The 13,335-nt window shown below is 38.5% G+C and carries 14 protein-coding genes; all 14 read right to left on the bottom strand.

The window, feature by feature from the left end:
• Positions 1–13 precede the first annotated feature (13 nt).
• A complete protein-coding gene (rplW, locus tag ACIP9G_RS17805; RefSeq protein ID WP_036205532.1) occupies positions 14–298 on the bottom strand; it encodes a 50S ribosomal protein L23 in 285 nt (94 codons plus the stop codon).
• Entirely contained in the window at positions 298–921 is a 624-nt protein-coding gene (gene rplD, locus ACIP9G_RS17800) for a 50S ribosomal protein L4 (protein WP_401021105.1), read from the bottom strand. The genes rplW and rplD overlap by 1 nt, the downstream gene beginning before the upstream one ends.
• A gap of 26 nt (positions 922–947) precedes the next feature.
• Entirely contained in the window at positions 948–1,577 is a 630-nt protein-coding gene (rplC, locus tag ACIP9G_RS17795; protein ID WP_340821760.1) for a 50S ribosomal protein L3, read from the bottom strand.
• 46 nt (positions 1,578–1,623) lie between these two features.
• Entirely contained in the window at positions 1,624–1,932 is a 309-nt protein-coding gene (gene rpsJ, locus ACIP9G_RS17790) for a 30S ribosomal protein S10 (protein WP_004233624.1), read from the bottom strand.
• Positions 1,933–2,298: 366 nt separating this feature from the next.
• Positions 2,299–3,615, bottom strand: a complete 1,317-nt coding sequence (locus tag ACIP9G_RS17785) for a Na+/H+ antiporter family protein (RefSeq protein ID WP_401021103.1) — start codon at positions 3,613–3,615, stop codon at positions 2,299–2,301.
• Positions 3,616–3,813: 198 nt separating this feature from the next.
• Positions 3,814–5,793 (bottom strand): FtsX-like permease family protein, encoded by a 1,980-nt coding sequence (locus ACIP9G_RS17780; protein ID WP_401021101.1) that lies wholly within the window; start codon positions 5,791–5,793, stop codon positions 3,814–3,816.
• Complete coding sequence (locus ACIP9G_RS17775) at positions 5,783–6,544, bottom strand: ABC transporter ATP-binding protein (RefSeq protein WP_340821756.1); 762 nt, start codon at positions 6,542–6,544, stop codon at positions 5,783–5,785. Before ACIP9G_RS17775 ends, ACIP9G_RS17780 begins: the two co-directional genes overlap by 11 nt.
• A 96-nt stretch (positions 6,545–6,640) precedes the next feature.
• Positions 6,641–7,663, bottom strand: coding sequence for a sensor histidine kinase (locus ACIP9G_RS17770; RefSeq protein WP_401021100.1), 1,023 nt, complete (start codon positions 7,661–7,663; stop codon positions 6,641–6,643).
• A complete protein-coding gene (locus tag ACIP9G_RS17765; RefSeq protein ID WP_401021131.1) occupies positions 7,664–8,347 on the bottom strand; it encodes a response regulator in 684 nt (227 codons plus the stop codon). It abuts the gene before it with no gap.
• A gap of 100 nt (positions 8,348–8,447) precedes the next feature.
• Positions 8,448–9,635: an elongation factor Tu gene (tuf, locus tag ACIP9G_RS17760; protein ID WP_340821753.1), complete on the bottom strand. Its 1,188-nt coding sequence runs from the start codon at positions 9,633–9,635 to the stop codon at positions 8,448–8,450.
• A gap of 136 nt (positions 9,636–9,771) precedes the next feature.
• Positions 9,772–11,850 carry an elongation factor G gene (gene fusA / locus ACIP9G_RS17755; RefSeq protein ID WP_340821752.1) on the bottom strand — a complete coding sequence of 693 codons (2,079 nt, stop codon included), beginning with the start codon at positions 11,848–11,850 and terminating at the stop codon, positions 9,772–9,774.
• Between the two features lie 42 nt (positions 11,851–11,892).
• Positions 11,893–12,363 (bottom strand): 30S ribosomal protein S7, encoded by a 471-nt coding sequence (gene rpsG / locus ACIP9G_RS17750; RefSeq protein ID WP_024364378.1) that lies wholly within the window; start codon positions 12,361–12,363, stop codon positions 11,893–11,895.
• A gap of 148 nt (positions 12,364–12,511) precedes the next feature.
• Positions 12,512–12,931, bottom strand: a complete 420-nt coding sequence (rpsL, locus tag ACIP9G_RS17745) for a 30S ribosomal protein S12 (protein WP_010860613.1) — start codon at positions 12,929–12,931, stop codon at positions 12,512–12,514.
• Between the two features lie 98 nt (positions 12,932–13,029).
• Complete coding sequence (locus ACIP9G_RS17740; RefSeq protein ID WP_340821750.1) at positions 13,030–13,278, bottom strand: ribosomal L7Ae/L30e/S12e/Gadd45 family protein; 249 nt, start codon at positions 13,276–13,278, stop codon at positions 13,030–13,032.
• Positions 13,279–13,335: the final 57 nt, after the last annotated feature.

The raw sequence follows: 13,335 nt of genomic DNA, 5'->3' as shown, positions 1-13,335 counted from the left end.
AATCCCTAAAGGATTACATTTCGAATAATTCGATGTCTTTGCTGTCCGCAGTTAGTTTAACAATCGCTTTACGACGTTTGTTAGTATAACCACCGTAACGGCCAACGCGTTTGAATTTACCTTTGTAGTTAAGAACGTTTACTTTCTCAACGTTTACGCCAAAGATTTCTTCTACAGCGTCTTTTACTTGAGTTTTGTTAGCGCGAGTGTCTACTTCGAAAGTATACTTTTTCTCTGCCATAAGTTCTGAAGAACGCTCAGTAATGACCGGACGTTTTAAAATATCACGTGCTTCCATTATCCAAGCACCTCCTCAACTTTTTCTACTGCAGATTTAGTGAATACAACTTTTTCGTGACCTAATAGATCAAGAACGTTGATTCCATTTGCAGTTAAAACTGTTACACCAGGGATGTTACGAGCAGATAATGCTACGCTTTCATCAAGGTCAGCAGTTACGAATAAAGATTTTTTCTCTAAAGAAAGATCTTTAAGAATTTTTGTGAATTCTTTTGTTTTTGGTGCTGCTAGTGTAAGAGCATCAAGAACTAAGAAGTTTTGTTCTACAACTTTAGCTGATAAAGCTGATTTAAGAGCTAAACGACGAACTTTTTTAGGTAATTTATAAGAGTAGCTGCGTGGAGTTGGACCAAATACCACACCACCGCCGCGCCATTGTGGAGAACGGATAGAACCTTGACGAGCACGACCAGTTCCTTTTTGACGCCATGGTTTACGACCACCACCAGCAACTTCAGAACGGTTTTTAACCTTATGATTACCTTGACGAAGAGAAGCGCGTTGTGCAACTACTGCGTCGAATAATACTGCTTCATTTGGCTCGATTCCGAAGATCGCTTCGTTTAACTCGATTTCACCAACTGAAGCACCTGTTTGACTAAGTACAGATACTTTTGTCATTCCTGTTTCCTCCTTTCTTGAAGTGATTAGTTAGCTTTAATTGCAGTTTTAACTGTAACTAGAGCTTTTTTAGAACCAGGAACATTACCTTTAACAAGTAGTAGGTTACGTTCCGCATCAACTTTAACGATCTCTAAGTTTTGGATTGTAACTACTGTGCCACCCATTTGACCAGGTAATTTCTTTTGTTTAAATACGCGGTTCGGAGCAACTGGACCCATTGAACCAGGACGACGGTGGTAACGAGAACCGTGGGCCATTGGACCACGAGATTGTCCGTGGCGTTTAATAACACCTTGGAAACCTTTACCTTTAGTAACTCCTGTTACATCAATTACATCGCCTTCTGCGAAAATTTCTACTTTGACTTCTTGACCAACTTCGTATTCTCCAACGTTCACGTTGCGGAATTCACGAATGAAGCGCTTAGGAGCAGTATTCGCTTTTGCTACGTGACCTTGTTGTGGTTTGTTAGAAAGCTTAACGCGCTTATCTTCGAAACCAACTTGGATCGCTTCGTAGCCGTCAGTATCAACAGTTTTCTTTTGAAGAACTACGTTTGGAGTAGCTTCGATAACTGTTACCGGGATTAAATCGCCGTTTTCAGCGAAAACTTGTGTCATACCAATTTTTCTACCTAAGATTCCTTTAGCCATTTGTCACACCTCCTGTAAGTTTTAAAAAGTTATATTGTTTTTACCATTAAAGTTTGATTTCGATATCAACGCCAGATGGTAAATCAAGTTTCATTAACGCATCAACAGTTTGTGGTGTTGGGTTAACGATATCGATCAGACGTTTATGCGTACGCATCTCGAATTGTTCACGAGAATCTTTGTACTTGTGAACAGCACGTAGAATTGTGTACACAGACTTCTCAGTTGGAAGTGGAATCGGACCTGATACACTTGCACCTGAACGTTTTGCAGTCTCCACAATTTTCTCAGCAGACTGATCTAAAATACGGTGATCATACGCTTTTAAACGAATACGAATCTTTTGTTTTGCCATTATTTTCCCTCCTTCTCGCCTATTTTCTAGACATTCTCCACGAAAATTCTCCAACACACCGCCATGGCAAAGCGGCCGGGTGTGTCGGCAACCTCTCGTTTCATCGCAGTCAAAGACCAACATTCAACATTATATACAATAAAAAAAGAATAAGCAAGTCTTTTCGCTAAATTCTTTTAAATGTTGTAGATTTTCTTTACTACTAATATTTCTCGCTTATTTAAGCCGTTTACTAGTATATATAATTTTTTATGATTTTGCAACACATAACCTAATAACATCAACGTTTTCGGACATTTCGAACAATTAATGTTCAACTATCAAATATAAAAGCAGTCTCTAAAGTTTAGAGACTGCTTATAAACGTTATAAAAAGTACACACACGCGATCCAGCCAAAAATAACAAGTGGAATGTTTATAAAGATAAACGTCGGTACACATGTGTCCCAAATATGATTATGCTGACCATCAACATTTAAGCCGGCTGTCGGTCCTAGCGTTGAATCGGATGCAGGTGAACCTGCGTCTCCTAATGCGCCTGCTGTACCTATTAAACACAGTATCGCTAAAGGGCTCATACCTAGTCCTTGAGCTAAAGGAACAAATAAGGTAGCTATAATCGGCACAGTAGCAAAAGAAGAGCCAATTCCCATTGTTACAATTAATCCGATTACTAGCATGATGAATACCGCTAAGCTTTTATTACCTTGAAGGATAGCTAGAGAGCTTGTAATTAAACTATCTACATCACCCGTTGCATTGATAACTGATGCAAATCCATTTGCTGCAATCATTACAAAGCCAATGAACGCCATCATTTTCATACCTTCAGATAAAATCTCATCTGCCTCTTTCCATTTAAGAGCCGCTGTGAAATACATGATCATTATTCCTGCAAAGGCTCCGACTATCATAGAATCCGTACTGATTTGTGCATATAGCGAAACAATTAACGCTATCACGGTTGAAATCATAACCGATTTACTTACCTTCACATTTAAAGTTGATGTTTCAACATCATTATTTTGATATTTGCGTGGTTTACGATAAACAAACAACGCTATAGCTAATCCAACCAACATACCCAAGATAGGAATCGCCATTGCTGCTGGAACATCACTTGCTTTTGCAACCATGCCAGCATTCGTAACTTGTGTTGAAACAATTTCTTGGAAAATGGCTCCGAAGCCAGCTGGCACAAAGCTATACGTACCAATCAAACCAACCGCAATCAATGTTGCTATAATTCTACGATCTACTTCAAGCATATTTAAAACCTTTAAAATAGGCGGTATTAGTAATGGGATAAAAGCGATATGAATCGGAATTAAATTTTGAGAGAAAATCGCCATCATAAAAATAAGAAGAAACATTAATACTTTTACTAAGCCCTTTCTATTACTAGAACCATTTTTATTTAACATGTTCAAAATACCCGATATCATTAACTCAGGTATTCCCGTCTTAGAGATGGCTATAGCAAATCCACCAAGTAAGCCATAGCTTAGCGCGATAGTGGCACCTGCACCTAATCCTTCTGTAAATGACTCAACCGTTGCTTGAATACCCATACCACTTGCTAACCCTCCTGCAAAGGCTCCTAAAACAAGCGACAGGACTACATTGATCCGAAGCAAACTTAATATTAACATGACAGCTACTGCCACAATTACCGCATTCATAAAGACACTTCACTTTCGCACACTAGATTGTTAATATGTTAAACTTTAATATTCTGACAAACGAAAGTCAAGCAGTTTTTATTCATTACAAAAAGCCTGAAAAGTATGAAATCTATCCTCCAGCGTCACGTTAACAAAAAAACAGCATGACCTATATAAGATCACACTGTTTTTTGGAGTTTCTACCTATTTAAATGTCTACAGAGACTCTCTAATTACTTTTTTATAATAACCAACTGAAAGCACCGCAAAGATTGCATATAACGCTATATAACAGCTCATAGCAATCCACAATGGAGCTGTTAACTCCGTACCAAATAAAAACCATCCTGATTTCACCGCAAAATAACTATGGAGGAGTCCAATCAATAATGGAACACCAAAATTAAACGCTTGTTTCATAAAGATTCCCTTCATAATGTCTCGTTCTGAAAAGCCTATTTTTCTTAAAATTGTATAGGCTCCTCGTTCCTCTTCTGCTTCAGACATTTGTTTAAAGTACAGGATGCTACCAGTTGTCATTAAAAATGCTAAACCTAAAAACGCTGTTGTAAAAATTGTTAACCCAAGTGATTCAATATTATCTTTACGCTCTGCTTCAAACGAATCGATAATAAAATTTTGGGTATTGCCATCAGTGTCTACAATAGAAATAACATTTGCGCTCGTTTCTTTATATAATCTCTCAGCAAGCGCTAAGTCTTTTTTTGACTGTAACGTAATAGAAGCTTGTTTATGCCAAGGAAAAAGCTTTGCTTGAGTAGACAATTTGTCAAACAGTGTGTCTGATACTACGAAAATCGGTCCGCCGCCTCCAGCAGTAATAGTTCCACCAATAATACTTTCATCGTGAATCGCTTTGACATGCAGTGTTTCTTCAAGACCACCTGCTGACACTACTAAATCTCGATCCTTTTCTAAAGGAAACATCTCGGCCATATAGCCTCCATAGTTTGTTAAAATCACATCATTACCCGAAACTGATGCATTTGGTGTTTTTTGTTGATAATCAGAAAGCGGAATCGTGTATATCGTCCCTTTCATATTATAAAAAGGGCTATCTTGTTGTCCATCAGCCATTAATTGAGCTATTGAAGCTGTAACTCCTTGTAAACGATATTCAACCTTGTCATAAGCTATATTATTTTCCTCTAGCTTATTTAAAAATGCCTGACCTTGATCCTCATGCAAAATATAATCTCCCGGTACTCGGCTATAGGCTGATGCTTCTGAAGAATAATACGAAATATATGATAGTGTTGTAATCCCAAGAGATACACCTGTTAAAACGGTAATAAGCGTCAGTGATTTAGCATTACTTTTCATACGATGCATAATCGGTGTTAATGCTAATACATCATGGACAGACAAATGACCATTTTTCTTTAAACGAACGGTATTCATTATAAATGCTACGGAGAAACGAAAAACTAGGAACGTTCCCCCAATTGTAGTAGCCAAAATAATTATCATATTTATAAATAGATTGCCTGCAGTATTAATATCAAATAGCTTTGTTGATGCATAGTAGCCATATGCAATAAACACTAGCCCTAAGAAGCCGATAGTCATTTGTAATGGATTGAATCGTTTCACACGCTCATCTGCTTGTTTAGCAGCGCTAAATAAGGATAGCAGCGATACTCGGTGAATCATCCACGTCATTTGTAGCAATACAACTACTAATAAAATAGCGAAAACAACGATAGATTGCTGTAATGCCTGTGTACTAAAGGTCATAGTGACAAGCGTTTCTTTTTCAAGTAGACGCAATAATATCATTGCGATTAAGCGGGAGCTAAAGAAACCTACTAGCATCCCTACAACGACAGCTCCTACAAATAATAAAATACTTTCTAACGCCAATAATCGTACAATCAGGCCCTTCGTCATCCCAATTAGCTGATACAAGCCAATTTCTTTACTGCGACGCTTCATAAATAAATGGTTAGCATACAAGACGAAAAATAAAATTATAAAATACAAAATATACGTTGCTGCTTTAAAACCTGCTGATGCTGTGCCACTCTTCTGAACTGTATTGAAAACTTCACCATTATGCTGTAATGTCACGAAGGAAAAGTAGAGTGTCACACTGAAAATAAGTGCGAAAAAATATAAATAATAATGCTTCATATTTTTCTTCATGCTTCGGAATACAAGCTTACTAAGACTCATAACCGTCACCACCTAGCACACTTTGCGTATGCATGATTTCTTGGAAAAACGCCTGTCTAGTCTTATCACCTTTATACAACTCACTGTAAATAAGCCCATCTTTTAAAAACAAAACACGTGTACAGAAACTTGCAGCCACCGCATCATGTGTGACCATCATAATCGTCGCCTTTTTAGTTTCATTAATGCCTTGTAAGTTTTTCAGCAATGCTGTTGCTGATTTTGAATCGAGTGCACCGGTAGGCTCATCTGCAAATACCATTGATGGATTTGTAATTAAAGCTCGAGCAGCAGATGTTCGTTGCTTCTGACCACCTGATATTTCGTTCGGATATTTATTTAAAATATCTGCAATACCAAGTAAATATGTCAGCTCCTTCACGCGACTTTCTGCAACAGCTTTTGGTAGTTTTCCGATTGCTAATGGCAATAAAATATTTTCTTTGACCGTTAACGTGTCCAATAAATTATAGTCTTGGAAAATGAATCCGAGCTGCTCACGACGGAAATTAGCTAACGCCTTTTCCTTCATACCGCGTAAACTTTGGCCATTTATTTCAATTACACCTTCTGTTGCAAAGTCAATTGAACACAAAACATTTAATAGTGTCGTCTTGCCTGAGCCTGATGGACCCATAATGCCAACAAATTCACCTTCATTTACTTCTAAATCTATACCTTTCAGCACCTCTTGCGCTGTTGATTTTTTACCATATACTTTTTTTACTTTACGTCCAATTAAAACTGCCACAGGTTAACTCCCCTTTCTATACTACAAGTGTACCCCGTCTGCTTATTCTTTTCGTGCGTTTTACATGACAATATAAAAAGGTAGGTGACAATTTCGTCATCTACCTGTTAGTTTGACATATTCATTTTGTAATGGAAATCGTAGCGTAAATATCGAGCCTTCTCCTACAACTGACTGTACACTAATTCGCACACCAATTTTTTGAGCAATATTCTGTGCTAAATACAAGCCCATACCCGTTGATTGTGCAGATTCTCTTCCTACCGTACCTGTATACGATTTTTGAAAAATTCGCGGCATATCCTCTTTACGAATGCCTATACCTGCATCCTTAATGTGAAGCAAAGTTGCCCCAGTTAAATCAACTTCAGTAAAAATAATAATCTCTGTATTTACAGGGCTATATTTTATGGCATTGGATAACAGTTGTCTAACAATGAATGCTATCCATTTACTATCTGTCATCACTACTTCAGTTAATTCTCCTACATCGAAGCCAATATCTTTTTCTAAACACCAAGCCTGCATTGCACGTATTTCTTTATAGACGACTGACCGAAGCTCAATTTCTGTTAAATAATTATCTTTTTCTATAGAAGCTAGCCGTGTTTGATGTAACTGCTGATCAACCAATAGATGGAGCCTTAACCACTCCGTCTCTAATTTTCTACGTAAAGATAAATCCTCGACATGATCTAACATCAAATTTATCGTTGTTAACGGAGCCTTCACCTCATGTACCCAAGCAAGGAGCTCATCTGAATATTCTTGTAGCTGCACCTTCGCATCATTTAGTTCTGCATCCTTATCATAGAAGACATCTTCAATTTTTTTATAATAAGCCTCTTGAAATGGTGATAAAGCTAAACTTCGAGTATGGGGCTCATCAAGTCGACTATCCACATTTCCCAGGAAATCTTTCAACTGACCGACTTCTCTTACATAACGCCATAATAAAAATATAGAAAAAGTGACGACCATGATGATATTCACGTACCAAATGGATATGGCTACTAAACCAACATCTAAAGAAAATAATATGTTAAGAATAACAAGAAGAAACACAAAAAAACCAATCCACGCAAGCCGTTCTCTTAAAAACAATAATGCCATTCTCATTCACGTCACCTGCGTTACGGCAATATAACCAAGTCCCTTTTTTGTCACAATGACTTCCTGTAACCCAATATCCTCTAGCTTTGTACGTAAACGATTAACATTTACAGATAGTGTATTGTCATTGACGAAACGCTCGTCGTCCCATAATTTCCTCATTAAGTCTTCTCTCGAAACAATTTGATTACCCTTCTCCAACAAAATACGTAAAATAAACAATTCGTTTTTAGTTAAGGAAACAAGCTCCCCATTAAACATAATCTCGCTTCTCGCATAATCGAGAACAGCACCATTAAAACGCGTAACATCCATTGCTTCTTCAACATAATCATAAGTACGACGTAAAATAGCTTGTACTTTTGCAAGTAACACTTCCATATGGAAAGGCTTTTGTATAAAATCATCTGCACCCATTTGCATAGCCATCACCATATCCATTGGATGATCTCGTGAGGATAGAAAGAGAATGGGTACTTTCGAAATATGCCGTATTTCACGACACCAATGAAAACCATCATATGCTGGTAATTGAATATCAATTAAAACTAATTGGGGCTTCTCTTCTATAAAATCATCCATCACCTTTTGAAAATCATTCGGACCTACCACTTGTAAGGACCATTGCGAAAAACGCTCTTGAATCATTGCAAAAATTGATGGATCATCTTCTATCAACAAAACCTTCATTTCCATTTACATACACTCCTTCCACAATTATATTTTAACATAAAAAACCAATCTGTAAGCGTCCCTACAGATTGGTTTTATAATTAGCATAGGCTAAAAATTATTTTTGGATAGTAGCAACTACGCCAGCGCCTACAGTACGGCCACCCTCACGGATAGAGAATTTAGTACCTTCTTCAAGAGCGATTGGAGCGATAAGTTCTACTGTCATTTCGATGTTATCACCAGGCATTACCATTTCAACGCCTTCTGGTAAGTTACAGATACCTGTTACGTCAGTTGTACGGAAGTAGAACTGAGGACGGTAGTTAGAGAAGAATGGAGTATGACGGCCACCCTCTTCTTTAGATAAAACGTAAACTTCAGCTTTGAAGTTAGTGTGTGGAGTGATTGAGCCTGGTTTAGCTAATACTTGTCCACGTTGGATATCTTCACGAGCTACACCACGAAGTAAAGCACCGATGTTGTCACCAGCTTCAGCGTAGTCTAATAATTTACGGAACATTTCAACGCCAGTTACAGTTGTAGATTTAGCTTCTTCAGAAATACCTACGATTTCAACTACGTCACCAACTTTAACTTGACCACGTTCAACACGGCCAGTTGCAACTGTACCACGACCAGTGATAGAGAATACGTCCTCTACTGGCATCATGAATGGTTTGTCAGTTTGACGTTCTGGAGTTGGGATGTAAGAATCTACAGCGTCCATTAATTCAACGATTTTTTCTTCCCATTCTGCTTCGCCTTCAAGAGCTTTAAGAGCAGAACCTTTGATTACAGGGATATCATCGCCTGGGAAGTCATATTCAGATAGTAGGTCACGGATTTCCATTTCTACTAATTCTAATAATTCTTCGTCGTCTACCATATCACATTTGTTCATGAATACTACTAAGTATGGAACACCTACTTGACGAGATAAAAGGATGTGTTCACGAGTTTGTGGCATTGGGCCGTCAGCAGCAGATACTACTAAGATACCGCCGTCCATTTGTGCAGCACCAGTGATCATGTTTTTAACATAGTCAGCGTGTCCTGGGCAGTCAACGTGTGCATAGTGACGAGATTCTGTTTCATATTCTACGTGAGAAGTGTTGATTGTGATACCACGTTCTTTTTCTTCTGGTGCGTTATCGATATCAGCGTATGATTTAGCTGTACCACCCATTTTTTTAGAAAGAACTGTAGCGATTGCAGCAGTTAAAGTTGTTTTACCATGGTCAACGTGTCCGATTGTACCAATGTTAGCATGCGTTTTTGAACGGTCAAATTTTTCTTTAGCCATTAGAGATTGCCTCCTCGAAATTGTATGTTTTATTTTTAAAATTTATAGAATGAATGCTGATAGAGAACGGGCCCATCCTCTATCCTGCAATCATAGCTTACAAATTAGTTATACTTTATGCAAGATGAAAATTCAATTATTCACCTTTATTTTTTTTGATGATTTCAGCAGCAATTGATTTTGGTACTTCTTCATAATGATCAAATGTCATTGAGAATACACCACGACCTTGAGTTGCTGAACGAAGAGTTGTTGCGTAACCAAACATTTCCGCTAACGGAACCATTGCACGAACAACTTGTGAGTTACCGCGAGCATCCATACCCTCAACGCGTCCGCGACGAGATGTAATGTTACCCATGATATCACCAAGGTACTCTTCAGGAATTACTACTTCAACTTTCATCATTGGTTCTAAAATTACAGCATCACATTGTTTAGATGCTTCTTTAAGAGCCATAGATGCAGCGATTTTGAACGCCATCTCATTCGAGTCAACGTCATGGTAAGAACCGAATACTAATTTCGCTTTAATGTCGATTAGTGGGTAACCAGCTACTACACCGCGGTCAAGAGAGTCACGAAGACCTGCTTCAACTGCAGGAATGTATTCACGAGGAATTACACCACCAACGATAGCGTTTTCGAATTCAAAGCCTTTACCTTCTTCATTTGGAGAGAACTCAATCGTTACGTCACCATATTGTCCACGACCACCAGATTGGCGAGTGAATTTACCTTGAACTTTTGCAGAGCTACGGAATGTTTCACGGTAAGATACCATTGGAGCACCTACGTTAGCTTCTACTTTAAATTCACGGCGCATACGGTCAACTAAGATATCAAGGTGAAGCTCACCCATACCTGAGATGATTGTTTGTCCAGTTTCTGTGTCAGTGTGAGCACGGAAAGTTGGATCCTCTTCTTGAAGTTTTTGTAAAGCTTGACCCATTTTATCTTGGTCAGCTTTTGATTTTGGTTCTACAGAAAGAGAAATTACTGGTTCTGGGAATTCCATTGATTCAAGAATAACTAGGTTTTTCTCGTCACATAATGTATCACCAGTAGTAGTATCTTTAAGACCTACTGCTGCTGCGATATCCCCAGCGAATACTTTAGAAATCTCTTCACGAGAGTTAGCGTGCATTTGTAGGATACGACCTACACGTTCACGTTTACCTTTAGAAGAGTTTTGTACGTATGAACCTGCATCTAATGTTCCAGAGTACACACGGAAGAAAGTTAATTTACCTACGAATGGGTCAGTCATAACTTTGAATGCAAGAGCTGAGAATGGCTCTTCATCAGAAGATTTACGTTCTAACTCTTCGTCACCATCAACTGAAGTACCTTTGATTGCTGGTACATCAACTGGAGATGGTAAGTAATCGATAACTGCATTTAACATTGGGCGTACGCCTTTGTGTTTGAATGCTGTACCACAGATTACTGGGTAGAATTCTACTGCAATTGTAGCACGACGGATAGCCGCTTTAAGCTCAGCAACAGTGATTTCTTCGCCTTCTAAATATTTTTCCATGATTTCTTCATCAACACTTGCAACAGCGTCGATTAATTTTTCACGGTATTCTTCAGCTAATTCGCGGTGTTCTTCAGGAATTTCACCTTCAGTTACTGCAGTACCTTTTTCGTCGCCGTAGAAAGTTGCTTTCATTTCAACTAAGTCAATGATAGCAGAGAACTGATCTTCAGCTCCGATAGGTAATTGGATTGGGTGAGCGTTTGCTTGTAAACGATCATGTAGAGTTCCTACTGAATACAAGAAGTCTGCACCTGTTTTATCCATTTTGTTAATGAATACGATACGTGGAACGCCGTATGTTGTAGCTTGACGCCATACAGTTTCAGTTTGAGGCTCAACACCTGATTGAGCATCAAGAACTGTTACAGCACCGTCAAGTACGCGTAATGAACGTTCTACTTCAACTGTGAAGTCTACGTGTCCAGGAGTATCGATGATGTTTACACGGTGGCCTGCCCATTGAGCTGTTGTAGCAGCAGAAGTGATAGTGATACCACGTTCTTGTTCTTGCTCCATCCAGTCCATTTGAGAAGCGCCTTCATGAGTTTCACCGATTTTGTGAATCTTACCTGTGTAATAAAGGATACGCTCAGTTGTTGTTGTTTTACCAGCATCAATGTGAGCCATGATCCCAATATTACGAGTATTCTCTAGAGAGAATTCGCGTTTCATTAGGTATTTCTCCTTCCATATTGGGCTTATGCTATGTTTAGATTACCAACGGTAGTGTGCGAATGCTTTGTTCGCTTCTGCCATTTTGTGCATATCTTCACGTTTTTTAACTGATGCACCAGTGTTGTTAGAAGCATCTAGAATTTCGTTAGCTAAACGCTCTTCCATAGTTTTTTCACCACGAAGACGAGAATAGTTAACTAGGTAACGAAGACCTAAAGTTGTACGGCGTTCTGGACGAACTTCAACCGGTACTTGATAGTTAGAACCACCAACACGGCGAGCACGTACTTCAAGAACTGGCATTACGTTGTTTAGAGCAGCTTCGAATACTTCGATTGGATTTTCACCAGAACGTTCTTTAACTAGTTCGAACGCACCGTATAAAATCTTTTGAGAAGTACCTCTTTTACCATCAACCATCATTTTATTGATTAAACGAGTTACTAGTTTTGAATTATAAATTGGATCTGGTAACACGTCACGTTTGGAAACAGGACCTTTACGAGGCATGTGTTTTCCTCCTTTCGAATAATTATCGATTTATTTTTATACGTTGGCCTTGTACGAAGTTATCACTTAATTCTAAATCAGCTAGCATGATTGGAATTTGGTGATATCGACGTAAGACTCAACACTAATTAACACTTAACGTGTTAAATTATTTTTTTTCTTTAGGGCGTTTTGTTCCGTATTTAGAACGTGATTGTAAACGACCGTTTACACCAGCTGTATCAAGAGCACCACGTACGATATGGTAACGAACACCCGCTAAGTCTTTTACGCGTCCGCCACGGATAAGAACAACACTGTGCTCTTGTAAGTTGTGGCCTTCACCTGGGATATAAGCTGTAACCTCAATTTGGTTAGTTAAACGTACACGAGCGTATTTACGTAACGCTGAGTTTGGTTTACGAGGTGTCATTGTACCTACACGAGTACAAACACCACGTTTTTGTGGAGATTTAACATCAGTTAAAGATTTTTTAAATGAGTTATATCCTTTGTTTAACGCTGGTGATTTTGATTTCGTGATTTTAGATTGACGAGGCTTACGTACTAATTGGTTAATTGTAGGCATCGGTATTTCCTCCCTTCATTTATTCCTTGTTAATACCACACATCCAGGTGGTTCATTTTTTGGGTAAAAACAAAGTCTTTGTGTTTTATACACAAAAACTAATCTACAGCAATAGCAACAACCGCAGCTCCAACATGGATTCCGCAGGCTTTGCCCAGTTCCTTTTTGGACTCGACAAGAATAACTGGTATACCGTTCTCTCTCGCGAAAGTTATGGCCGAATCGGTTACCCAATTGTCTGCATCAAGTGCCACAAAAAGCTCTTTCACTAAACCAGCTTGCATTGCTTTTACTGCTTGCTTTGTACCAATGATTGTTTTACTAGCCCTTACTTTATCATAAGACATTTTCATATCCTCCGAAGTACAGACAGTTAACTATCAACCTTCAATATATTATCATTA

This window comes from Lysinibacillus sp. NPDC093197, from assembly GCF_044754025.1.
Classification (GTDB): Bacteria; Bacillota; Bacilli; order Bacillales_A; family Planococcaceae; genus Lysinibacillus.
This window is presented reverse-complemented; position numbering and strand designations above follow the sequence as displayed.

Excerpts from the sequence above, each read along its gene's own strand:
- rplW (WP_036205532.1), bottom strand. The coding sequence starts at position 298 with ATGGAAGCACGTGATATTTTAAAACGTCCGGTCATTACTGAGCGTTCT.
- rplD (WP_401021105.1), bottom strand. The coding sequence starts at position 921 with ATGACAAAAGTATCTGTACTTAGTCAAACAGGTGCTTCAGTTGGTGAA.
- rplC (WP_340821760.1), bottom strand. The coding sequence starts at position 1,577 with ATGGCTAAAGGAATCTTAGGTAGAAAAATTGGTATGACACAAGTTTTC.
- rpsJ (WP_004233624.1), bottom strand. The coding sequence starts at position 1,932 with ATGGCAAAACAAAAGATTCGTATTCGTTTAAAAGCGTATGATCACCGT.
- ACIP9G_RS17785 (WP_401021103.1), bottom strand. The coding sequence starts at position 3,615 with ATGAATGCGGTAATTGTGGCAGTAGCTGTCATGTTAATATTAAGTTTG.
- ACIP9G_RS17780 (WP_401021101.1), bottom strand. The coding sequence starts at position 5,793 with ATGAGTCTTAGTAAGCTTGTATTCCGAAGCATGAAGAAAAATATGAAG.
- ACIP9G_RS17770 (WP_401021100.1), bottom strand. The coding sequence starts at position 7,663 with ATGAGAATGGCATTATTGTTTTTAAGAGAACGGCTTGCGTGGATTGGT.
- ACIP9G_RS17765 (WP_401021131.1), bottom strand. The coding sequence starts at position 8,347 with ATGAAGGTTTTGTTGATAGAAGATGATCCATCAATTTTTGCAATGATT.
- tuf (WP_340821753.1), bottom strand. The coding sequence starts at position 9,635 with ATGGCTAAAGAAAAATTTGACCGTTCAAAAACGCATGCTAACATTGGT.
- fusA (WP_340821752.1), bottom strand. The coding sequence starts at position 11,850 with ATGAAACGCGAATTCTCTCTAGAGAATACTCGTAATATTGGGATCATG.
- rpsG (WP_024364378.1), bottom strand. The coding sequence starts at position 12,363 with ATGCCTCGTAAAGGTCCTGTTTCCAAACGTGACGTGTTACCAGATCCA.
- rpsL (WP_010860613.1), bottom strand. The coding sequence starts at position 12,931 with ATGCCTACAATTAACCAATTAGTACGTAAGCCTCGTCAATCTAAAATC.
- ACIP9G_RS17740 (WP_340821750.1), bottom strand. The coding sequence starts at position 13,278 with ATGTCTTATGATAAAGTAAGGGCTAGTAAAACAATCATTGGTACAAAG.